Below are 22,363 nucleotides of genomic sequence, written 5' to 3'. Positions count from 1 at the left end.
ATCTGGGGGGTGAAAGATTTGCAACAGATAAAACTTAACTTTAAGATTTATCCAATACATCTTCCGCATCTTGCGAGATCACGATATCACTTTTGTGTTTTTTGGGGAAGTTGAACAGTAAAGAACTCAGTACCGGCAGGATAAAAATAGCTACAGTAAAAACAGATACAAAAAGATCAGTTTTCTCGCCTTCAATGGCATGCGAAACCGGTGATTCGGGATTGAAGTGGGTAAATAGCGACGAGGTAAGTTTAATGCCCAATACCCCGATCACGATGAAAGCCACAGTTTCTAAAAAGGTAAATTTTTCCATCAGCTTTACAAAAGCCTGTGCCACAAAGCGCATGGCCAGTATCCCGATAAATACACCAATATAAATCAGCCAGATGTGATCGGTAAACGCAACCGCAGCAAAAACGTTATCGATAGAAAAGGCCAGATCCATTACTTCTACCAGGGCAACAGTTGCCCAAAAATTACCAATTAAGCCTACTGTTGATTTATATATCCAGCTTTTGCTTTTATCTACTTCCTCTTCTTCATCCTTGTTTTTACTGTTCTTTTTTCTGAAATAATCAAATGCCAGGTATAACAGGTATAAACCGCCGAGGGGTTTTAACCACCAGATTTTAACCAACCACGCAGCCAGAAACAGACAGATCCCCCTGAAAACATAAGCGCCGATAATACCATATTTTAATGCTTTATCGCGTTGGTTTTTGGGAAGGTCCATTACCATGGTGGCCAAAACCGCAGCATTATCAACCGAGAGCAAACTTTCAATTACAATAAGGTTTAAAATAATCAATAATCCGGCCTGTATGTCATCACCTAAAATTGTATGCAGAAAATCCATTTGAGCGTGTGTATTTTTTTAAATTAATGTTTTAGTTATTCCAGCAAAGAAACAAAATTTTATCATTCCCGCTAATCAAACTGTTTATTTTAACAGGTATTTTTATTGTTAGAATAACAATTATTAGAATTGTTACAGCATTGGCGTCCAATATCAATCCGCAACCTCCAGTTGGTATACACTTCCTTTTTCTCCGGCCAGGATAACCATCTTGCCCTTTTTTGCCTTTTGGACAGCATTAAAACTTTTATCCGAAATGTGTTTCCAGTTTTGCCCTGCATCTGTTGATATATCTGTACCGGAAGTACCGGTGGCAATTAATGTTTTGGCATTGATGTAAGTTACACCAGACCGGTATCCGAAAACCGGCGTAGTGGGTTTCTGCCAGGTTTTGCCCCCATCGCCGGTGAGCAGTATATTATTGGTATTTTCTTTATCCTTTACATAATTACCGCCAACTGCAACACCATTTTTATCATTTAAGAAATCGATAGAAAAAGGCCCTGTACTGTTTTCGCCCTGTATAATTGGGCATTTAAATACCTGCCAGTGCTGTCCATAATCAGCCGAAAAATAAATATTGGATACTGTACCACCTGTAGCAATCCAGGTTTTACCTCCGGGAAGGGTTTTAATAGTGGTTCCACTGGCCGCAAAACTGGCCTCACCTTTAACTAAACTACTTGTTAAGTTAGCGGTAATATCCTGCCAGCTTTTACCTGCATCAACGGTTTTAAGCAACTGTAGCCTGTTATGAATAGGATCGCCGAAAACGATGCCCCTGTTTTTATCCCAAAAGCCGGCCCCATCTAAAAATATGGCGGTATCTGCATTTTTATAATGCGTTGTCCAGCTTTCTCCCCCATCGGTTGTTTTAAGGATATATGCTGGCGATCCGGCGTTTACAATGATGGCATTTTGATTATCGAAAGCTTCGATGTCCCTGAAGTTGAGTTTTTCATAATCTTTAGGCTTGGTCCATTTCCAGGTACTGCCACCGTCGGTACTTTTACCAACCGAGCCGTTGCTACCACTTACCCAGATTACCTGGTCGGATACCACACTTAACCCACGTATGCTGGTTTTAGTGCCTTCGGCTAAAGGTTTCATGGTATAGGATTGTGCAGCGCAAAAAAAAGGTGCCACAATAAGGCACCATACTAATTTCTTCATGTATACTGTTATTTAACGCGTCTAAAAGTCTCTGATCTGCCTAACAGCGAAATACCTACATAACCGCGGATATTTAACACATCGGCACTTTTTAAGGTCATGTTACAGCTGTAGGTTTTACCACTTTTGGGGTCATATATTGTACCATCAGTCCATTTCCCACCATCGTAAACAAAATCTTTTAATATCTCGAGGTTTAGTAAGGCCCTTTTCTGTAAGTTCTCATCAGGATTTTTTGCATCCAGTTTGGGCTTACCGTTTAAGTTTGGTTCCTTCATCCACGCCAGTTTACCGTAAAACTTATCGCCTTTTTTATAAATCTCAATCTGTCCTTCTCCTGATGGATTAAGCCATTTGCCTAAAATAGCATCTTTGCTCTGTGCAGAGACAGAAAACGATACTGCGACGAACAGCAGCATTAAAAATGGTAACTTTCTCATATTTTTTATTTCTAGTTAGATTTTAAAGATAATGATTACTCTTTATATGGAAACACAAAATAACCAGAAAAAGTATGAGAAAGTTTTATAAAAGGTAAAATTTACTTTGAAACAACTGGCAGGTATTTGGCCCTGTAGGCATAAAACAGGAACAGGTTAAACAATAACATTACTGCACTCATCGGAAGATCTTTAGGTTGTGCTAAAAACGCGGTATATAAAAAGATATTCAAAGTAACCGGAAAAATAATGATCGTTGCCAAGGGCGCTGTCCGGTTGATGAGCAACAATATACCTCCGATCAATTCTGTGATTTTAATCAACGGAAAAAGGTAAACCGATGCCATCAGGCCTGTCATAAAAGTGGTTTGTGCAGCTGTCATTTCCGGCGCTTTAGGCATAAAATTTAAAAAATAGCTTATAGAAGCAAATAAATACATAGCGGCTAAAAGCACGCGGATAACAATTACTGTGATTTTCATGTTGGTTAAGTTTTAGTTTGTAATTAAAAATAATATTTTTTGTTCAATTGTAGTTGATTTACCGTTTAAATCAGTCAGTACCCATTCTTGGTACCGCCATCAGCAGCGCTTACAATTTTAAGACTGCCGACCAGAGCTCCCTCGACATTGATTTTCAACTAGATCCTCGTTAGTTTTAAATCCATCCATGGCACCCAGTTTTTTCCATCAAACTGCTCCCACAGGCCTTCAATTGTGTTGTCTTTAAAGTTACCTTTAAATCTTTCAGTATCAGCAAATATTAGAATAATATCATGATAAATTTTAAGTGTAGAGATGGAAATACGTCCATTATTATCGAACGATTGCGACCTGAAAACATCCTCCATATCATCGTAATGGGTAATTTCTAAAGACTGTACCTTTTTCTTGCCAAAGGTTATATCTGTCTTGTGCATCAGAAAGAACCCACCTTCAATCCATTCGTAGGTATCGGTTCCAATAATGGATTCGCCCGATTTGGTTAAACCTTCCGTTTTCCATTTACCTATATAGGGATCGAGCAAATAAAAACTCTTGTTTCTCATAAGATTAATAAAATCAATTGATATTCAAGCTATTGCAGATATTCTTTAACTGATCAACATGGCGTTGTGTATGATAAATCACGAAATAAACGGCCTCCAGCCGGGTCAGAAAACCATATACCGGCAGCTCATAAGAAATACATGTTCTCGTTAAATCGAGGTTGGTTACCGCCTTGGATAACCCTTCCCTGATCTGTTTTAAATTCTCCAATAATTCTGCCTGGTTATAGATCTTGTACTCGGGGTAAATTTCTTTCGGCGAACTGTATTTAGCATCAGCATCCAAAAGATCTTTTTTAATCTGTACCAGCATTAAGTCTGCAGGCCTGTCTGTTTCGTCTACCGCACCGTTGATGACCTGTAGAAAGCCCGAATTGGCTAAAATCAGGTGTTCGGCCAATTGTCCTGCTGTCCAGCTTCCTTTAAATGGTACAGTATTCACCTGGGTGCTGTCAAATTTCGACAAAGTGTTTTCCAATGCCGATAGTGTTTCATCGGTTTGTTTCAGTATCTTTTCCATATAACTACCTATAATTCATTCCAGGGTATCCTAATAATCTCCTCCAAAGGGCTACCTGCCCTATACAGTTGGCTTCACGGTAGCTGCTAAAGCCGATCATTTCGAACAATGTTATTTCCATGCCCGGTATAACCAGTTTTTCGTCCAGCTTTTCATCGGTTGCTGTGGTTAACGCTTCCTGCAAGCGGGGAGAAATTTCTTTCCAGTCTTTTATAAAATCTGCCAGTAACGGATAAGTGGCATCATCAATAATGCCTTTATTGCCGGCAAAAAGTTCGTCGGTTACCGATGGGAGATCGATACCGAATGATTTGGCCAGAAAATAGCGGCTATGCACCACACTCCCGGTAATCCAGGCAATGTGGTTTGCCCTGGTATCCAACCTTTTCTGTGCATCTTTTTGTTCTATCCCATCTAAAGCGCTGAGTAAAAAATCTGTTTGCATTTCGTAAAGCACAATAAAACCGTACATTCTATTACTTGTTGGGCTGCTTTTCATATTTTTTTGATTAGTAATTAACTTGGAATAAAGTTAGGTGTTAATTTAGCGGATCGCCCATGCCGGAAAAGTCAATATTAAGGGGCATTTCAGACAAATTTTATATATTTACGATACCGAAATTCTTAACAAAATGAAACAAATAGGTGTTTTAATGCCACAAAACTTCAGATTATTAAGCGTAGCTGCTATTTTAGATGTTTTTGATACGGTAAATGGATTTTATTGTAAAGAAGGGCGACAAATGCCTTTTAATATCAGTTTAATTACCACGGATGACCAAAATTACAATTTAAGTGAACATCCCTGCATCCCCTTGCAGAAAGCCACCGGTTTTGATCTCATTTTGATCCCTTCCTTTGCCACCCATGATATTAAGGAATGCATTTCGGCCAATATCAGTTACCTGCCATGGCTGAATAAACAGCATCAGGGAGGGGCAGAAATTGCCACTTTTTGTACAGGGGCATTTTTGCTGGCGGCATCGGGATTGTTAGACGGCAAATCGGCTACCACCCATGTTGATGCCTGTACTGCTTTTTCTACGGCCTTCCCACAGGTACATTTAAAGGCTGATAAAACGGTAACACAAGACGGCAAACTATTTACCAGCGGTGGCGCAACCTCTACCTTTCATTTACTGTTACACCTTTTACATCTTCATTGCGGAAAAGATATGGCAGTTAAGGTAGCGAAGATTTTTGCGATCGATATGGACCGCGTAAACCAGTCTTATTTTAGCACATTCCAGCCTGTCCGTCACCACAATGATGATATTGTTGCCTCTGCGCAGGAAAAAATCGAAAATAATTATCAGGATTTGGCTACTATTGAAGAGATGATCAAAGACATTCCTTCCAGTAGAAGAAATATTGTGCGCCGCTTTAAGCAGGTAATCGGCATTACCCCTATCGAGTATCTTCAGCAAACCCGTATCGAAGCTGCAAAAAAGCTATTGGAACAAACTGCCCAGCAAATGACGGAGGTGATCTATAATTCAGGCTACAATGATCCAAAAGCATTCAGGAAAGTGTTCCGGAAATCGGTTGGCATGACCCCCACCCAATACCGGGATAAATTTCAGGCGAGATAGAAGATAACTAACTGACCAGCAGCGTAACAGAAGGAGCTGTAACGGAAAGCAGGGCAGCCGACTGCCACAAAGCACTGAACCTCAACTTTTAAACAAAAAACGCTGTGTATAGCGCAGATGGAATTTATAGTTATTAGTATCGCATAAACCCCTTTGTTTCTAAGCCTGACCCCGTAAATGAACCCAGAAAACAAAAACTAAATATATAGTTTTCAACATTTAAATTTATTATGTTGATAATTAATATAAAATTAATGCGCCACCTTCTTTTATTTAAGATAACTTAATGTTATAATTACACTAACCAAATAAAAATTTATATGAGCACATTCCTTTTAGTTACAGCGGTATTTTATGTTATTTCTTTTGGATTAATGTGGTACTGTTATTTCTCCGCTGAGCAGATTCCCAGCGATGATGAAAAATTCTAATCAGTTCTTTTCCCGTCATCAAAAATTAACGTCTCCCTTTTAGGTTAAAACACTGAACTTTTTTTTGCAGCAGACACGAAAATGGATGTGGTCCACCTGCGCTTATTCTTTTAAAGAAAACTTTCTTTTTATTTATTAGCGATCCACTTAATCAGGTAGGATGCAGTTCCTGTATACCATAAAACTGCGGAGATTAAAAATATTGCGATCAGGATCCATAAAATCGGCCATCCTTCAAATTTATGTTTAGGTCCAGGCGTGTATGACTTCAGGTTATTATGGTCACTGTCCATCCTTTCACCTTTTTTTTCTGGTTTCGGATCAGAGATATTGCTCATAAAATATTTGGTTAGTAATACAAACTTAGCTTATAAACCTATAAATCAAAAATTAGTTTTAATATTCTCTTTTATTCAAATTAAACAAAGTGCAAAAATCGTTAAAATTCAGGCATTTAGCGTGCATACAACCAAACTTAGCCGTAAAAAACGGGGTAAAGCAGCAAATCACCCCAGAAACAAAAGAATCGCACTGAAAAACCGGCTTGCTGAGCTACAACTGCTGTTTCGAAAAAGCCTGCTGATATTTAAGTGGCGTTTTCCCTGTAATCTCTCTAAAATATTTATGAAAACTGGTAAAGTTGTAAAACCCGCAGTCGTAACAAATCTCCTTAACAGTTAAACTACTTTCAATCAATAATTTACAAGCCTGCCCTACCCTAATTTCGTTCAGAAACTGTGTGTAGGTTTTTCTGCTTTTGGTTTTAAAGAACTTGCAGAACGAATTTGGGCTGATTTTGGCCACCGCTGCAATTTCCTTCAGTTCGATTTTATTTTTGTAATTACTGATGGTATAGTTGTAGATCGATTGGATCCGGTCTTTCTCATTTTCTAAAAAATTGGGCTTAAAGCCGAGCGAAACCAATGTTTTTTTCTCCTCAGCACTGGCTATTTCGGAGAGCACTTCCAGGAGCCTGATAATCCGCATGGTACCATTCGCTTCAATAATCAATGGCATTAAGCTGGCTATCCGCTCTTTAGCTGTACCAAATAACTGAAGGCCCTGTTTAGATTGTGCCAACATTTTTTTGAGCTCCTGGTTTTCGGGAAGTTCGATAAATGCTGTCCCTAAAAAATCTTCCTTAAAATGAACAACATAAACATCAACCGATTCTTCCTCTTTTTTGTCAAAAAACTCGGGATCAAAGCGCCAATAATGTGGCAGGTTACTTCCAAGCAGCACCACATCGCCCTCGCTAAAATTTTTGATGCTATCGCCGATAAACTGTGTTCCCCGCCCCTTTTTGATGTAAATCAGCTCCAGGGCAGCATGGTAATGCCACAGGTTGTTCACATCTGGCATAACATCCCTCCTGGCGCTAAAAGAATCTACGGTATTGGTAGATACATTAAGTAAATGCGGTTTCATAAAATCTTTAAAAAAATCAATCTAATATGCAGTAATATTTAGCAATGTATAAAGTTGAGCCAATATCATTTAATAATTAGATCATAAAGTTAAATTTTTATTAGCACTTTAGGGGTTAATTTGTAATGAAACAACTAACCAAAATATATTATGAAGGTTGAATTATTTATTTCTTGTTACCCCGACCGGCTTTTTTCTAAAGTTGCACCTGCAGCCCTTTCGTTAGAAAAAACTGGTTTGGATGTTCATTTCGAATTAAACCAACCAACGGCCATTAGCGAATTCAGGCTATAGCCGTTTAACTCCGGGGATCGATGAACTATTTGTTAAAAATTTCGAAAAATTCGATTATTTTGCTTCAAAAGGGGTATACACCGAAAAGTAAACCCGATGCAATGAACATGATGGCATTAAGTTTATCAAAAAGAGATACAATTTACGATATTGCCGGAAAGTCTTTAACCTAACCTGCTTAATCATTTAATCAACTAAAATATGAGCCAAACTACACCTGCTAACTTTAAAGTATCTGATCCAGAAAAAAATGGGAAAGGATATTTATTCCCACTAATTCTGGTAACAAGCCTGTTTTTCTTTTGGGGTTTTGTCCACAATCTCGATCCCATATTAATTCCGCATTTACGCAAAGCTTTTCAGTTAAATGTTTTCGAATCTACCCTGGTCGATTCTTCAGTTTTTATCGCTTATTTTTTATTGGCATTACCTGCAGGCTACATCATGCGCAAGTATGGCTATAAAAGCGGTATCATATTAGGCCTTGTTTTATTTGCTATCGGTTGTTTATTGTTTATACCTGCAGCCAATACTGCACAATATATATTTTTCCTGGGGGCACTTTTTATTATCGCCTGTGGCTTAACTTTTCTGGAAACAGCGGCAAACCCTTATGTAACGGTATTGGGACCACCAGAAACAGCTACGCAGCGTTTAAACTTCTCCCAATCTTTTAACGGCTTTGCAGCTTTCTTAGCTCCTGTACTGGGTGGTAAATTTATTTTTACCGAAGTAAAATATACCGAAGCCCAGTTGGCGAAAATGCTGCCCTTAGAAAAACAGGCGTACATGCTCGAAGAGGCGTCTACCGTAAAAGCGCCTTACTTAATTTTGGGTATCCTGATTATTGTAGTGGCTATCCTGTTTGTTTTCACCAAGCTGCCCGACATTAAAGAGGAAGAACATGCAGAGGAAAAAAGCAGTTTTGCGCATGTATTAAGCCACAGCCATTTGCGCTGGGCAGTTATTGGTCAGTTTTTTTATGTAGGCGCCCAGGTTTGTGTATTGAGTTTATTCATCAGTTTTGTAACCTCATCGGCAAACATAAGCCAGGATGAAGCAAAATGGTACGCAGGGGCCGCTGGTTTAGCTTTTATGATTGGTAGATTTGTGGGCACCATTTTCATGCGATTCGTAGCACCACATAAATTATTAATGCTTTATGCATTAATCAGCGCTGCACTTACCCTTTTATCTGTTTTTGCGAGTGGAATGATTACTGTTTACGCTTTAATCGGTGTTGCATTTTTTATGTCGATCATGTTCCCCACAATATTTTCACTGGGTATATCGGGTTTGGGTAAAGATACAAAACTGGGTTCGTCGTTAATTGTAATGTCTATTGTTGGTGGTGCATTTTTGCCTCCGGTGTTAGGCCTGATATCAGATGCGGCCCACAACATCCAATACGGATACCTGGTACCCTTCGTCTGTTTTTTAGTGGTATTTTACTTTGGCTGGAAGGGATGGAAACCCAATCATATCGAAAAAGAAATAAGTTTAGAAGTATAAATTAATAATGAAAAAATCAGTCATCAAGATTAACCATGCCGATAACGTTTTGGTTGCACTGCAGGATTTACCAGCCGGCACCCAAATACTTCATGAAGGAAATACTTATGTTACGGTTGATGAAGTTCCTGCCAAGCATAAATTTTTTATGCAGGATATGAAGGCAGGTGACGAAGTAATCATGTATGGTGTTTTAGTTGGAAAAGTGCAGTTCGAAGTGAAGGCCGGTATGCGGATGAATGTGGAGAACACTAAACATGCTGCCGAACCCTTTGCCTATCGCAAGGTTAATTACAAATGGGAAGCCCCTGATGTAAGTAAATACGCCAACCGCAGTTTTAAGGGCTATCACCGTAAAAACGGCTCGGTGGGCACGGCAAACTACTGGCTGTTTATCCCAACTGTTTTTTGCGAAAACAGAAACCTGGAGATCATAAAAGAATCGCTTTACAGCGAGTTGGGTTATGCAGTTGATGACAAATACAAATCTTACACCCACAAGCTGGTGGAGGCTTTTAATAGAGGAGAAGACATTCATAATATCAGTTTTGAACCTAAAGTTGACAAGGCCAGCCGTACTTTTAAAAATGTAGACGGGATTAAATTCCTCACCCATAACGGGGGCTGTGGCGGAACACGGCAGGATGCCGATACTTTAAGCAAATTACTGGCCGCTTATGCCCATCACCCCAATGTGGCCGGTATTACGGTTCTAAGTTTGGGTTGCCAGCATTTGCAGGTAGCGGACTTTAAACGCGACCTGTTTGCTCTTGATCCTGATTTTGATAAACCGCTTTTGATTTTCGAACAGCAGAAAACACAAAGTGAAGAACAATTGATCCAAAATGCAATACGCAGCACTTTTGAAGGATTGATGTTCATTAATAAACAAGAGCGTGCTGCAGCGCCACTAAGCAAACTGTGTGTAGGTGTAAAATGCGGTGGTAGCGATGGTTTTAGCGGCATCTCAGCCAATCCTGCCGTAGGTTATTGCGCCGATTTACTGGTGGCTTTAGGGGCCAAGGTTTTATTGGCCGAGTTCCCCGAGCTTTGCGGTGTAGAGCAGGAAATGATCGACAGGTCTGTAGACCAGCCAACTGCCGAGAAGTTTATCCGTTTAATGACGGAATATGATGATCTGGCGCATAAAGTAGGCTCGGGCTTTTATATGAATCCTTCGCCAGGGAATATTAAGGACGGTTTAATTACCGACGCCATAAAATCAGCCGGAGCAGCGCGTAAAGCGGGTTCTTCTCCTGTGGTTGATGTTCTGGATTATACCGAACCTGCAACAAAACCGGGTTTAAGTTTAGTTTGTACCCCCGGAAACGATGTGGAAGCCACAACGGGTAAAGCAGCCGCAGGTGCTACGCTAATTTTATTTACCACAGGCTTGGGCACGCCAACGGGAAACCCGGTTTGCCCAACGATTAAAGTAGCCACCAATTCGGTTTTGGCCAGTCGTATGAGCGATATCATCGATATCGATACCGGAGCCGTGATCAGCGGAGAAAAAACCATTAACGAAATGGGTGAAGATATCCTCGAATACTGCATTAAAGCAGCCAGTGGCGAGGAAATTCCCAAAGCAGTACAGCTTAATCAAGATGATTTTATCCCCTGGAAGCGGGGCGTAAGCCTTTAGGTGCAGGAAGGTAAGATGGAAGATGGAGAAGGTGAGATGGATAATGGATCATGTTAAATGGATATTGTATGATAGAAAGCTTAAGTCGCCATTTCGACTGCAGTGAAACGGAACGCCTGCCTGTACAGGTGGGGAGAAACCTACACAACCAAAATCCGGATTTGTGTTCTGTGAAAAACACTTTGTATGACAGTTAAAACAACAAAAGAAAAAGATAACCGAATATGAATTTAAATTTAGACGGCAAAATAATACTGGTAAGTGGTGGTGCAAAAGGCATTGGTGCGGCAATTGTTAAGGCATTGGCTACCGAAAACGCCTTTCCGATCATTATTGGCCGAAATGAAGAAGATAACCTGAAAATGCTGCAGGAAGTAAAAGACCTGGGTTTAAAAGCCGATTATTTTACGGCCGAACTTACCGCACCTGAAACCTGCAAAACCATTATTGATAGCATTTTAGAAAAATACAACAGAATAGACGGTTTGGTTAATAATGCAGGCGTAAATGACGGCGTTGGACTCGAAAGCGGCACTTACGAAGCTTTTATGGATTCGCTGCATAAAAATGTGGTTCATTATTACCTGTTGGCCAAGTATGCACTGCCTGCATTAAAAGAAAGTAAAGGATCTATTTTAAATATTGGCAGTAAAACGGCAGAAACTGGCCAAGGTGGTACCTCCGGTTATGCGGCATCAAATGGCGCCAGAAATGCATTAACCCGCGAGTGGGCAGTAGAATTATTGCCATATAGCATCCGTGTAAATGCAATTATCGTGGCCGAAGCCTGGACGCCATTATATGAGAAATGGATCAGCACTTTTGAAGACCGCGACGAAAAGCTGAAAAGTATTACCGATAAAATTCCTTTCGAAAACCGGATGACCACTGTGGATGAAATAGCCAATACCGCTGTGTTTTTATTATCGGATAAATCAAGCCATACCACGGGCCAATTGATTCATGTTGATGGCGGTTACGTGCATCTGGACAGGGCTTTGTTGTAGAATATGCCCGCTTTTTTGTCATTCTGCACGCAGTGAAGAATCTTTTTCTTATCGGCAGTATGGCCTAAGTATGCGGAAATACATAACCCCACAAGCCATTCATTATTAAACAATTGCAAAACAACATCCATAATAGCTTGTAGAAACGCCTATTTAAAACATGTTAAAAGGCGTTTCGACAGGCTCAACTTCGCACAAACTTTAAATAAACCAACAACCTAAGAGATAGATCATTGGGCTGAATTATTTTATGTATGATCAAAAACCTAAAATCGCCCAAAATAACAGAAGGCCATCCTTTTAATCCCATTTTAAGATGAGTTGGTTACATTTGCTGCATGTTAAAGATTGGAATAGCAGAAGATGATCCTAAAATTGCCGGACTTTTAAAATCCGCGCTCGAAGAAAGCGATTATCAGGTATTTACCGTTGCTAATGGCATCGATGCACTGGAGCTTTTCCTGAGTCAAAGTTTCAACCTTTTAATCATTGATGTCATGATGCCCGGCCTTAATGGCCTGCAGCTTTGTAAACACATCAGGCAAAAAGCGGTTCAAACACCAATCCTGATGCTTACGGCCTTAGGTACTGTTGATGATAAAGTTACAGGTTTGGAAGCCGGGGCTGATGATTACCTCGTAAAACCTTTCCACCTGAAAGAATTTTTGGCACGGGTGGCAGCACTTTTACGCCGGCAACCTGCTGTTGATGCTAAAACAGGCTATAAATTATATTTCGAAGACCTTTCGCTTGATACCTACAGCAAAGAAGTAAGCCGGGGCGGAAAGCCGATTGAGCTGAGTGCCAAAGAATTTGTGCTGCTCGAACTGTTTATGCGCAACCCCAACCGATTGCTGTCCAGGCAGTTTATAGCTGAACAGGCCTGGAATATCAATTTCGAAACCGGCACGAACGTAATCGATGTTTACATCAATTTCCTACGAAAGAAGATCGAAAAAGATTTTGAGCGCAAACTCATCCATACCAAAATTAATATGGGTTATATCCTAAAATAAGGTGAAAATAAAAGACCGCATAGCATTCTATTTTACGCTGATCAGCACTTCGATGTTGTTCGCGGTGCTGTGTACGGTGTACTTTACTTTTATGAAATTTTTGGAAGCTGATTTTTTTGAACGGCTTACCGACCGTACCATGGTTACAGCCAAACTGTACCTCGAAGCCGACGAAATCAGCAGGGATGCTTTGAATACCGTTCGCCATAAGTACCTCCAAAAACTGAATGGCGAAGTGATCCGCATTTACGACCATAAAAACAGGGCTACATTTATCGGCGATTCTGCCCAATATTGGCGCAATTCTACTATCGATGAAGTACGTAAAAAAGGCCGTTTAAAATATACCGACGGACAACGGCAGGTAGTGGGTATTTACTACAAAGACAATCAGGGCGATTTCGTGATTCTGGCTTCGGCCGACGATCAGGGTTCGCACAATAGACTAGCCAAACTGTTGAAGATCATGATTGTGGTATTCATCTTCATTTCGTTGATCGTACTGTTATTAAGCAGGTGGATTGCACAAAAAATGCTCAAACCCCTGCAAAAATTCATGCTAGAAGTAAAACAGGCAGGCTCGCAAAATATGGCATTCAGGGTCGAAGAAAATCACAACAAAGACGAGATCAACCTCATTGCCCAAAGCTTTAACCTTTTAATGGAAGAACTGGAACAGGCCTTTATTTTACAGAAAACCTTTGTATCCAACGCTTCACACGAATTACGGACACCGGTAACGCGTATCATGATGACCGCCGAGCTGGCACTGTCAAAAGAAAGGGATCAGGCTGCTTATCAAAAAGTGATCGGTTCGATGCTTGAGGATGCCGAAAAAATGGACCACATTATTACCGGTTTAGTTGCTTTAGCCAAAATGGACCTGGAACTGATCAATTCTAAGCTGGTTCCGATCAGGTTAGACCACCTGATACTCCAAATACAGTCTGAATGGAAATTGCAGAAAAACCTTGATCTTACCATTACCAATCAAAACGCCATTGATGCGAAACCTGAAATAATGGCCAATGCCGTATTATTGCAGATTGCCCTGGATAATATCATTTCGAATGCGTTTAAATTTTCTGATCATCAACAGGTAAGCATTACTGTTGAAGCCAAAGAAAACGATTTTCTCATCCACATTACCGACAATGGAAAGGGCATCCCTGCTGGAGAAGAAGAAAATATTTTTGAACCTTTTTATACGCGGGCCAACGATTTTGGCCTCCAGGGTGAAGGAATGGGGCTTTATATGGCTCAAAAAATCATCCATCTGCTTAAAGGGAAAATAGCTGTGAATAACCTGGAGCAAGGCGGCTGCACTTTTACAGTCATTTTACCAAAGATTTAGAAGCTATTTATCTATCCTCGTGGTTGTCATTCCTGCTAACGCTCGTTTCTAACGAGCGTTGAATAGAATATCGTTTACAACGATAAAATCGTATAACTATTTATGTACCCGTTTGGAAAAGAGCGCAAGCATAATGGAGAAATAATCAACCTATCTGCAACTTTAATCCCCTTTTAAGCCCTATTTAATCCGCCTTTAATTCGGCAAGAATAGTTTTGCTGAATGAAAAGAATAGGTACGTTGCTCATTTTCATTTTAGTCATCACAACCAGGGCAACTTTTGCACAAACCGATACCCTAAGCTTAACCCTGAGGCAGGCCGAAAGCTTTTTTTTAAAAAACAATTACGACCTCCTGGCCAGTAATTATGAGATCGACCGGGCAAAAGCCGAAATGATTACGGCCAAATTGTTTGAGAACCCAACACTTGAGTACGAAAATCTTTTTTACAACCACGAAACCAGGAAATTCCTGCAAACCTCTTATGCCAATGGTCAATATGCAGGATCTGTTTCGCAATTGTTCAAACTCGCCGGTAAGCGGAACAAAAACATCAAACTCGCGCAAACCGGGGTTAAACTGGCAGAGTACGAATATTTCGACCTGTTGAGGACACTGAAATTCGAACTTGTTAATACCTTCTATAAAGCCTATTTCTCTGCACAATCCATAAAAGTATACCAGGAACAAATCAACTCTACCGGGCAATTACTAAAAGCCTACGATCTTCAGTTAAAAATGGGTAATGTGGCGGCAAAAGATGTCATCAGAATCAAATCATTGTTGCTCAACCTCAGGGCTGAACAGGCTGGATTACTGAACGAGCTGGAAGACAACTACAAAGACCTGAAATTGTTATGTGGTTTAGATGCCGGTGCTTCGCTTGTTTTGATAGCAGATCAGGATGCCTTCCAAAACGAGCCAATTGATAAAATTCCCTATGGTTTACTGCTCGATTCGGCCAGGACGAACCGTGCCGACCTTAAGGTAGCCAAAACCGGCCTCCTTTATAACGAACGTAATTTAAAACTTCAAAAAGCAATGGCCATCCCTGATGTAGAAATTGCCTTAAGTTACGACCTAAAAGATAATTATCCCGAAAAATACACGGGTTTGGGTTTAAAAATCCCGCTTCCGCTTTTCTTCAGAAACCAGGGCGAAATTAAAAAAGCGCAGATCGGTATCGCTGCCGCCAATACCAATATCAAAAAACAGGAAACCCTGCTCGAAAACGAGGTATTTAACAGCTATAAAACTGCTTTACGGAATGAAAAATTGTACGCAGAGACAGATCCCGCTTTCAGTACCGACTTTAACACGCTCATTTCAGGACTGATCAAAAATTTCAAAGCCAGGAATATCAGCCTGATTGAATTTTTAGACCTGTATGATGCCTATAAAGAAAATACACTGCAACTGAACAAACTCCGGTTCGAAAGAATGAGTGCCCGTGCTGAGCTCAATTATGTAACCGGTTCTACTATTTTTAAATAAATCTTATGCAAAATCTCTATAAAAGCACTTTACTTATTGCAACAAGCAGCTTGTTACTGGCTTGCAGCGAACACCCAACAGCTGCACCCCATGATAAATTTGTGCTCACCGATTCGTTGATCAACCGCTTGCTGATTGATACGGTGCACCAGGCTAACAACAAGACAGAACTCTTGTTTTCGGCCAAAATTGCAGCAGATGAGGAGCACCGTTCTGAACTTTTTCCCATGGTAAGCGGAACGGTAAACAGTGTTAAGGTACGGCTGGGCGACCAGGTCTCGAGCGGGCAGATATTGGCCACCCTGAGCAGCTCAGAAATGGCCGGTTTTAACAAGGACGTGATTGCGGCCAATGCCGAGCTTAAAAACGCCGAACGATCGGTAAAACAGGCTGAACAACTTTTCCAGAGCGGCTTATCATCTGCAAAAGAACTGGAAGAAGCCAAAAATGATTACCAGGTAAAAAAAGCTGAGGCAAAAAGGGCCAATGCGGTATTAAAGCTGAATGGCGGCAGCAGTACAGGGCTATATGCAATCAAATCTCCTATCAATGGTTTTGTGATCGAAAAAAATGTAACCCAGAACATGCATTTACGTGGCGATAACGATAAGAGCCTTTTCACCATTGCCGATCTCTCCAATGTTTGGGCAATGATTAATATTTATGAATCAGATATTTCGCGTGTAAAGGCTGGCGATGAAGTCAGCCTATCGACCCTCTCCTATCCCGATAAAATTTTTAGCGGTAAAATAGAGAAACTTTACAACCAGGTAGATCAGGATAGTAAAGTAATACTAGCACGTGTGGTGATCCGAAATCCGGGTTTTTTATTAAAACCTGGTATGCTTGGAACAGTAAAAGTTTCAGCAAACTCAGCCATTAATCTCCCTGTACTCCATTCGGGGTCGGTTATTTTCGACGAAAACAAGAACTACGTGCTGGTTCTCGCCCCGGATCATAAAGTAAAAATCCAGGAGATCGAAATTGGCCATAAAACTGCCGATAAAACCTACATCAGCAAAGGTGTAAGCGCCGGCGACCGTATTATCGCATCCAAGCAGGTTTTCCTATTTGAGAGTTTAAAAACACGGTAAAATCCTTTTCATCACTTTGATTATAACAAATGCATAAATTCATTAAAGGCATTATAGGCTTTGCATTGAAGAATAAGTATTTTATCTTTTTTGCTACTTTTATTTTAATCCTGTCTGGTTACCTGAGCTTTAAGCATACGGCCATTGATGCATTTCCTGATGTAACCAATACCAATATCATTATTATTACCCAATGGCCGGGCCGCAGTGCCGAGGAGGTAGAAAAGCTTGTGAGCAGACCACTTGAAATTGCCATGAACCCAACAGAAAAGCGTACCAGTATCCGCTCTTCGTCGCTCTTCGGGCTTTCTATCGTAAAAGTAAGTTTTGAAGATGATGTAGATTATGCCGAAGCCAGGATACAGGTAAACAACCACCTCGATGAAGCTGATTTGCCCGAAGGGATCAAACCAGAGGTACAACCACCTTATGGCCCTACAGGCGAAATATTCCGTTACACCCTTACAAGCGATACCAAATCTATCCGTGAATTAAAAACCCTTCAGGATTGGGTGGTACAAAGAGAGCTTTTATCGGTTTCGGGCATTGCCGATGTGGTAAGTTTCGGAGGTGAGGTAAAAACCTATCAGATTACCGTCGATCCGCAAAAGGCAATTCAGTATGGTGTAAGCGCTACCGAACTTTTCGAGGCAGTATCTAAAAGCAACATCAATGTGGGCGGCGACGTGATTGTGCAAAGCGGCCAGGCTTATGTTGTGCGTGGCATAGGCGTACTCAACAATATCGATGAAATCAGGAATGTAGTGGTCGATAATGTTAATGGCACCCCCATATACGTTAAAACCATTGCCGAAGTTGCCGAATCAGCTTTACCCAGGCTGGGGCAGGTTGGTCGTGATCAGGACCCTGATGTGGTTGAAGGCATTATTGTGATGAGGAAAGGTGGCAATCCAAGCGAGGTAATTGCCAGATTGAAGGAAAAGATCAATACGATCAATACCAGCATATTACCAAAGGATGTAAAAATAAAACCTTTCTACGATCGCGAAGACCTGGTAAACTATTCTGTACATACCGTAATGGGCAATATGCTGGAAGGAATTCTGTTTGTAACCTTAATCGTATTCCTGTTTATGGCCGATTGGCGTACCACCTTAATCGTTTCGGTTATTATTCCCCTGGCCCTGCTCTTTGCATTTATCTGCCTTAAATTAAAAGGCATGTCTGCCAATCTGCTATCTATGGGGGCCATCGATTTCGGGATCATTATAGATGGTGCTGTGGTAATGGTTGAAGGGATTTTTGTAACCTTAGATTGGAGTGCAAAAAAACTGGGCATGGATCGGTTTAACAAAATGAGTAAACTCGGTTTTATTAAAAAGGCCTGCGTTGAAAACGGAAAGGGAATCTTATTTGCAAAGCTGATTATCATTACCGGTTTGCTACCTATTTTTACTTTCGAGAAGGTAGAAGGTAAAATGTTCTCACCCCTGGCGTGGACATTAAGTTTTGCCTTGCTGGGTGCACTAATCTTAACCTTTACGCTGGTACCTGCCATGGCCAGTGTACTCTTAAAAAAGGATGTTAAAGAGAAACACAATATCTTTTTGGAGTGGATTACGAAAACGACCCTCGAATTTTATGATCGCTGCTTCAAAAAAAAGAAGCTTGTTTTTAGTGTTTCTATTGTTGTATTGCTTTTGGGCATTTTTAGCTTCAGGTTTTTGGGAACAGAATTTCTGCCCAGCTTAGATGAAGGCTCTATTTATGTCCGCGCTACCGGACCACTGAGCATTTCATTAGCGGAAACGAAAAAGCTTTCGAATGAGATGAGAAAAATCTTTTTAAGCTTTGAAGAAGTTAAGCAGGTAATGTCGCAGACTGGGAGGCCTAATGACGGGACAGATGCCACAGGTTTTTACAACATGGAATTTCATGTGGATATTTACCCCCGTAAAGAATGGAAACGTAAGCAGACCAAAGAACAGCTGATTGAGCGCATGCAGGAAAAACTAAAAAGTTTCCCCGGTATCAATCTTAATTTTTCGCAGCCCATTTCAGATAATGTAGAAGAAGCCGTATCAGGTGTAAAAGGCTCCATTGTAGTGAAGCTATTTGGTGAAAACTTTGACTACATTGAAAAAGAAGAGGAAAAGATAGAAAGCATTTTAAAAACGGTTGATGGTATTGAAGATTTAGGTATACTAAGAAATCTTGGTCAGCCAGAACTGCAGATCAACCTCAACCAAAAAAAGATGGCTTTATATGGTGTAAGCACTGCTGATGCCAACGCCGTAATCGAAATGGCTATTGGCGGTAAAGCCGCTACACAAATTTATGAAGGCGAACGAAAATTTGACCTGATTATCCGTTATCCTGAAGATTTTAGGAACGATGAACGTTCGATCAGTAAATTACGGGTTCCTACCATATCTGGTACCAACGTTCAATTGGGCGAAATTTCGAGCATACGCAAAATTACGGGTCCCAGTATGATTTACCGCGATAAACACAAACGTTACGGGGCCATTAAATTTTCGGTCAGGGGCCGCGATATGGGAAGCGTAATTGCCGAGGCACAAGAAAAAGTAAATGCAAAGATCCATCTGCAGCCGGGATATACATTGGAATGGGCCGGAGATTTTGAAAACCAGCAAAGGGCCATTGCCAGGTTATCTCAGGCAGTTCCGGTGAGCTTATTACTCATATTCTTCATCTTGTTTGTGCTTTTCGGAAACATTAAAGATGCTTTGTTGGTACTAAACAACGTTCCTTTTGCCATGATTGGCGGTATACTGGCCCTTTTGGTTGCGGGTGTAAACTTCAATATTTCGGCAGGAATTGGTTTCATCGCACTTTTTGGAATCTGCGTGCAAAATGGCGTATTACTCATTACCCGTTTTAAAACCAATATCGCCGACATGAAGCACCATCCCGGCTGGACCTTTACCGATGCCATGCGCGCCGCAGTTGCCAGCAGGTTCAGGCCGGTATTAATGACGGCATTAATGGCTGCCATCGGTTTAATGCCTGCCGCATTATCTACCGGAATCGGTTCTGAAGCATCAAAACCATTGGCCATAGTAGTAATAGGCGGATTAATTACCGACACACTTTTTAACCTTTTCGTTTACCCCATTGTATTCTACTGGTCGAACCGTAAAAAAGTGCAGAAAATGATACCGGAAAGCCTGTAGGGATGGAAAATGGGATAGGTAAAATGGAAGATGGAATATCCAAGCGATCGTCATCCTTAGCAGAGCCGAAGGATCAATCGTAAATGTTAAGTTGCATCAATAAAAAGCATAGTCATCTCGACTGAAACGCAGTGAAACGGAGAGATCTGTCTGGGTAGATCTCTCCCGTAAATCGTCACCCTGAACTTGATTCAGGGTCTATCATGCAAATAGATTTCTCCATCACGCTCCAGTCCGTATCACTACTTCGCTTACTCCGCACCTTTCCGCTGTGTTCTTGGCAGTAAAACCATGCTACTTTAGCCCGCTGATGTATTTTCTCATTTTGGCTACAAAAGCCCTCAATTAGGCTACAAATTACAGACCGGCCTTAGCCACCTTTGATCCATCATTTATTCAGATAAAAATTATGGAACATCAACAGGAACATCAGGGTACAAATATCCCAACAGCAAATAAGGTTTGGTTTATTACAGGTGCGTCCCGCGGATTTGGGCGTGTATGGGCAACAGCAGCTTTAGAACGTGGCGATAAGGTGGCAGCAACGGCAAGGAACCTCTCGGCCATTGCCGATCTTCAGGAAAAGTACAAAGAAAATGTATTGCCCCTCGAACTCGACGTAACCAATTACGACCAGGTAGCAAAAACCGTTCATCAGGCGCACGAACATTTCGGGCGATTGGATGTTGTTTTAAATAATGCGGGTTATTCGCTTGTCGGTACTATTGAAGAAGCTACCATTGACCAGGTTAAGGCCATGTATAACACCAACATTTTTGGAGCAGTGGCTGTTATACAAGCTGCGCTGCCTATATTACGCAAGCAGGGTTATGGCCATATTTTAGGTACATCCAGTAACCTTGGCCACGTAGTTTTACCCGTTATCGGATATTACAGTTCATCTAAATGGGCATTTGAAGCCATTCACGAAAGTTTGGCAGCAGAGGTAAAATCATTTGGGATCAAAGTTACCATTATCGAACCGGGTGCCTATGCCACCGAATTCGGAAGTCAGGCTTCTTTAAAGTTTGCAGATGGATTGGATCTATACACCGATTTTAAAGCAAAGTTTTTTGAAGGTTTGCAACACATGGAAAGAGGTAATCCGGAGGCAACGCCCGAGGCCATTTTTAAAGTGGTGGATACAGAAAACCCACCTTTACGTTTATCGCTCGGCAGCCATAACCTGGCCTGGGTACGTACGGCTTACGCTGAGCGTATAGCCAGCTGGGAAGAATGGGAAGCGGTATCGAATGCAGCGCAGGGTTAATTAATCAGAAATCAACCATATAACCGATAAACACTGGCTTATCGGTTATATTTGTATAATATCAATATGAAAAAGGTAGACAATAGCCCTTATAAATTCAGTTCGTTAACAGAAGCACACCGGATGTTGGGCCTGCCCCAGCCTAAGCACCCTTTGATCAGCCTGATCAACAATGAAGAGCATCCGGTTGAAATGAGCGGACAGCCTAATTCGCATATCCTGAATTTTTATAAGATTTCGTATAAACCAAAATTAAGCGGCAGGCTAAAGTATGGCCAGAGTTATTATGATTTTGATGAAGGCGGTTTATTATTTGCTGCTCCCAACCAGGTTATTGGTCACGATGAAGATTTAAGCTCAAGCGTTTGCTCCTTGTTTACTTTATTGATCCATCCCGATTTTTTATTGTCTTATCCAATAGCAAAAAAAATCAAAAGTTATGGCTTCTTTTCCTACTCAGCCAATGAGGCCTTGCACCTGTCTGAAAAAGAAAAAACCACTGTTATTGCTATTTTTAAGAGTATCGAGGAAGAACTGAACAGCAGGATCGACGATTTTAGCCAGGATGTGATCATCGCACAAATCGAACTGCTGTTAAATTACAGCAATCGTTTTTATAAACGGCAATTTATTACGCGCAAGGTATTAAATAACGACCTTTTGCAAAAACTCGAAGAATTGTTAGAAGAATATTTTAACGATAAAGTAACCATGCTTAAAGGTTTACCTACGGTGCAATACCTTTCTGATCATTTAAATGTTTCTCCAAGTTACTTAAGCGATCTGCTCCGTTCGCTAACCGGACAGAATGCACAACAGCATATCCACCAGAAACTGATCGAAAAAGCAAAAGAAAAATTATCGGGCACCAGTTTATCGGTGAGCGAAGTGGCATACGAACTGGGCTTTGAACACCCGCAATCCTTTAATAAATTGTTCAAAGCAAAAACGAAGGTATCGCCGTTGGCATTTAGAAAAATGTTTAATTAAGCAAAAATGCTCTACCTGTAGCGTTTTTGCTTTCTGCATCG

Annotated in this window: 21 protein-coding genes; 13 read left to right on the top strand and 8 right to left on the bottom strand. The window is 40.9% G+C overall.

Annotated features, from left to right (window positions below; genetic code table 11):
* Positions 1–40: 40 nt before the first annotated feature.
* The 7 genes from GGQ60_RS11575 to GGQ60_RS11545 all read right to left on the bottom strand — a co-directional run bounded on the left by GGQ60_RS11575 (position 41) and on the right by GGQ60_RS11545 (position 4,536).
* Complete coding sequence (locus tag GGQ60_RS11575; RefSeq protein ID WP_183763955.1) at positions 41–856, bottom strand: MeeY/MeeF family manganese export membrane protein; 816 nt, start codon at positions 854–856, stop codon at positions 41–43.
* Between the two features lie 153 nt (positions 857–1,009).
* Complete coding sequence (locus GGQ60_RS11570; RefSeq protein ID WP_183763952.1) at positions 1,010–2,029, bottom strand: WD40/YVTN/BNR-like repeat-containing protein; 1,020 nt, start codon at positions 2,027–2,029, stop codon at positions 1,010–1,012.
* A gap of 8 nt (positions 2,030–2,037) precedes the next feature.
* Positions 2,038–2,469 carry a DUF2147 domain-containing protein gene (locus tag GGQ60_RS11565; RefSeq protein ID WP_183763949.1) on the bottom strand — a complete coding sequence of 144 codons (432 nt, stop codon included), beginning with the start codon at positions 2,467–2,469 and terminating at the stop codon, positions 2,038–2,040.
* A gap of 101 nt (positions 2,470–2,570) precedes the next feature.
* Positions 2,571–2,951: a DoxX family membrane protein gene (locus GGQ60_RS11560; RefSeq protein ID WP_183763945.1), complete on the bottom strand. Its 381-nt coding sequence runs from the start codon at positions 2,949–2,951 to the stop codon at positions 2,571–2,573.
* A 158-nt stretch (positions 2,952–3,109) separates the two neighbouring features.
* Positions 3,110–3,517, bottom strand: coding sequence for a hypothetical protein (locus GGQ60_RS11555; RefSeq protein WP_183763942.1), 408 nt, complete (start codon positions 3,515–3,517; stop codon positions 3,110–3,112).
* 13 nt (positions 3,518–3,530) lie between these two features.
* A complete protein-coding gene (locus GGQ60_RS11550; protein ID WP_183763939.1) occupies positions 3,531–4,037 on the bottom strand; it encodes a DinB family protein in 507 nt (168 codons plus the stop codon).
* 4 nt (positions 4,038–4,041) lie between these two features.
* Positions 4,042–4,536 (bottom strand): DinB family protein, encoded by a 495-nt coding sequence (locus GGQ60_RS11545; RefSeq protein ID WP_183763936.1) that lies wholly within the window; start codon positions 4,534–4,536, stop codon positions 4,042–4,044.
* Positions 4,537–4,669: 133 nt separating this feature from the next.
* Between GGQ60_RS11545 and GGQ60_RS11540 the strand changes: the two genes are divergently transcribed.
* Positions 4,670–5,629, top strand: a complete 960-nt coding sequence (locus GGQ60_RS11540; protein WP_183763934.1) for a GlxA family transcriptional regulator — start codon at positions 4,670–4,672, stop codon at positions 5,627–5,629.
* 983 nt (positions 5,630–6,612) lie between these two features.
* Here GGQ60_RS11540 and GGQ60_RS11535 read toward each other — a convergent pair.
* Positions 6,613–7,488, bottom strand: a complete 876-nt coding sequence (locus GGQ60_RS11535) for an AraC family transcriptional regulator (RefSeq protein WP_183763931.1) — start codon at positions 7,486–7,488, stop codon at positions 6,613–6,615.
* A 150-nt stretch (positions 7,489–7,638) separates the two neighbouring features.
* On the opposite strand from GGQ60_RS11535, the gene GGQ60_RS11530 reads away from it, so the two are divergent.
* From GGQ60_RS11530 to GGQ60_RS11475, 12 genes are all read left to right on the top strand, one after another.
* The gene (locus GGQ60_RS11530; protein WP_183763928.1) at positions 7,639–7,782 is read left to right on the top strand and encodes a hypothetical protein; all 144 of its coding nucleotides are present in this window, start codon (positions 7,639–7,641) and stop codon (positions 7,780–7,782) included.
* A 20-nt stretch (positions 7,783–7,802) separates the two neighbouring features.
* The gene (locus GGQ60_RS11525) at positions 7,803–7,955 is read left to right on the top strand and encodes a hypothetical protein (protein WP_183763925.1); all 153 of its coding nucleotides are present in this window, start codon (positions 7,803–7,805) and stop codon (positions 7,953–7,955) included.
* 28 nt (positions 7,956–7,983) lie between these two features.
* Positions 7,984–9,294: an L-fucose:H+ symporter permease gene (gene fucP / locus GGQ60_RS11520; protein ID WP_183763922.1), complete on the top strand. Its 1,311-nt coding sequence runs from the start codon at positions 7,984–7,986 to the stop codon at positions 9,292–9,294.
* Between the two features lie 7 nt (positions 9,295–9,301).
* Positions 9,302–10,939, top strand: a complete 1,638-nt coding sequence (locus GGQ60_RS11515; protein ID WP_183763920.1) for a UxaA family hydrolase — start codon at positions 9,302–9,304, stop codon at positions 10,937–10,939.
* A 224-nt stretch (positions 10,940–11,163) separates the two neighbouring features.
* Positions 11,164–11,946 carry an L-fucose dehydrogenase gene (locus GGQ60_RS11510; protein ID WP_183763917.1) on the top strand — a complete coding sequence of 261 codons (783 nt, stop codon included), beginning with the start codon at positions 11,164–11,166 and terminating at the stop codon, positions 11,944–11,946.
* A 338-nt stretch (positions 11,947–12,284) separates the two neighbouring features.
* Positions 12,285–12,962 carry a response regulator transcription factor gene (locus tag GGQ60_RS11505; RefSeq protein ID WP_183763914.1) on the top strand — a complete coding sequence of 226 codons (678 nt, stop codon included), beginning with the start codon at positions 12,285–12,287 and terminating at the stop codon, positions 12,960–12,962.
* A gap of 1 nt (position 12,963) precedes the next feature.
* Positions 12,964–14,316: a HAMP domain-containing sensor histidine kinase gene (locus GGQ60_RS11500; RefSeq protein WP_183763911.1), complete on the top strand. Its 1,353-nt coding sequence runs from the start codon at positions 12,964–12,966 to the stop codon at positions 14,314–14,316.
* Positions 14,317–14,538: 222 nt separating this feature from the next.
* Positions 14,539–15,810, top strand: coding sequence for a TolC family protein (locus tag GGQ60_RS11495; protein ID WP_183763908.1), 1,272 nt, complete (start codon positions 14,539–14,541; stop codon positions 15,808–15,810).
* A 5-nt stretch (positions 15,811–15,815) separates the two neighbouring features.
* Positions 15,816–16,904: an efflux RND transporter periplasmic adaptor subunit gene (locus GGQ60_RS11490; protein WP_183763905.1), complete on the top strand. Its 1,089-nt coding sequence runs from the start codon at positions 15,816–15,818 to the stop codon at positions 16,902–16,904.
* A 29-nt stretch (positions 16,905–16,933) separates the two neighbouring features.
* Positions 16,934–20,062, top strand: a complete 3,129-nt coding sequence (locus tag GGQ60_RS11485) for an efflux RND transporter permease subunit (RefSeq protein ID WP_183763902.1) — start codon at positions 16,934–16,936, stop codon at positions 20,060–20,062.
* Between the two features lie 409 nt (positions 20,063–20,471).
* On the top strand, positions 20,472–21,332 hold the full coding sequence (locus GGQ60_RS11480) for an SDR family NAD(P)-dependent oxidoreductase (protein WP_183763899.1): 861 nt from the start codon (positions 20,472–20,474) through the stop codon (positions 21,330–21,332).
* Positions 21,333–21,398: 66 nt separating this feature from the next.
* Entirely contained in the window at positions 21,399–22,322 is a 924-nt protein-coding gene (locus GGQ60_RS11475; RefSeq protein ID WP_183763896.1) for a helix-turn-helix domain-containing protein, read from the top strand.
* Positions 22,323–22,363: the final 41 nt, after the last annotated feature.

The sequence above is a fragment of the Pedobacter zeae genome (assembly GCF_014196715.1).
Classification (GTDB): Bacteria; Bacteroidota; Bacteroidia; order Sphingobacteriales; family Sphingobacteriaceae; genus Pedobacter; species Pedobacter zeae.
Note: the sequence above shows the minus strand (reverse complement) of the source record. Positions and strands in the feature narration are given on the sequence as shown.

Bases quoted from the DNA above. Each gene is read 5' to 3' on its own strand.
- GGQ60_RS11510 (WP_183763917.1), top strand. From the start codon at position 11,164: ATGAATTTAAATTTAGACGGCAAAATAATACTGGTAAGTGGTGGTGCA.
- GGQ60_RS11480 (WP_183763899.1), top strand. From the start codon at position 20,472: ATGGAACATCAACAGGAACATCAGGGTACAAATATCCCAACAGCAAAT.
- GGQ60_RS11475 (WP_183763896.1), top strand. From the start codon at position 21,399: ATGAAAAAGGTAGACAATAGCCCTTATAAATTCAGTTCGTTAACAGAA.
- fucP (WP_183763922.1), top strand. From the start codon at position 7,984: ATGAGCCAAACTACACCTGCTAACTTTAAAGTATCTGATCCAGAAAAA.
- GGQ60_RS11485 (WP_183763902.1), top strand. From the start codon at position 16,934: ATGCATAAATTCATTAAAGGCATTATAGGCTTTGCATTGAAGAATAAG.
- GGQ60_RS11505 (WP_183763914.1), top strand. From the start codon at position 12,285: ATGTTAAAGATTGGAATAGCAGAAGATGATCCTAAAATTGCCGGACTT.
- GGQ60_RS11575 (WP_183763955.1), bottom strand. From the start codon at position 856: ATGGATTTTCTGCATACAATTTTAGGTGATGACATACAGGCCGGATTA.
- GGQ60_RS11525 (WP_183763925.1), top strand. From the start codon at position 7,803: ATGAACTATTTGTTAAAAATTTCGAAAAATTCGATTATTTTGCTTCAA.
- GGQ60_RS11565 (WP_183763949.1), bottom strand. From the start codon at position 2,469: ATGAGAAAGTTACCATTTTTAATGCTGCTGTTCGTCGCAGTATCGTTT.
- GGQ60_RS11515 (WP_183763920.1), top strand. From the start codon at position 9,302: ATGAAAAAATCAGTCATCAAGATTAACCATGCCGATAACGTTTTGGTT.
- GGQ60_RS11545 (WP_183763936.1), bottom strand. From the start codon at position 4,536: ATGAAAAGCAGCCCAACAAGTAATAGAATGTACGGTTTTATTGTGCTT.
- GGQ60_RS11560 (WP_183763945.1), bottom strand. From the start codon at position 2,951: ATGAAAATCACAGTAATTGTTATCCGCGTGCTTTTAGCCGCTATGTAT.
- GGQ60_RS11495 (WP_183763908.1), top strand. From the start codon at position 14,539: ATGAAAAGAATAGGTACGTTGCTCATTTTCATTTTAGTCATCACAACC.
- GGQ60_RS11570 (WP_183763952.1), bottom strand. From the start codon at position 2,029: ATGAAGAAATTAGTATGGTGCCTTATTGTGGCACCTTTTTTTTGCGCT.
- GGQ60_RS11490 (WP_183763905.1), top strand. From the start codon at position 15,816: ATGCAAAATCTCTATAAAAGCACTTTACTTATTGCAACAAGCAGCTTG.
- GGQ60_RS11530 (WP_183763928.1), top strand. From the start codon at position 7,639: ATGAAGGTTGAATTATTTATTTCTTGTTACCCCGACCGGCTTTTTTCT.
- GGQ60_RS11540 (WP_183763934.1), top strand. From the start codon at position 4,670: ATGAAACAAATAGGTGTTTTAATGCCACAAAACTTCAGATTATTAAGC.
- GGQ60_RS11535 (WP_183763931.1), bottom strand. From the start codon at position 7,488: ATGAAACCGCATTTACTTAATGTATCTACCAATACCGTAGATTCTTTT.
- GGQ60_RS11555 (WP_183763942.1), bottom strand. From the start codon at position 3,517: ATGAGAAACAAGAGTTTTTATTTGCTCGATCCCTATATAGGTAAATGG.
- GGQ60_RS11550 (WP_183763939.1), bottom strand. From the start codon at position 4,037: ATGGAAAAGATACTGAAACAAACCGATGAAACACTATCGGCATTGGAA.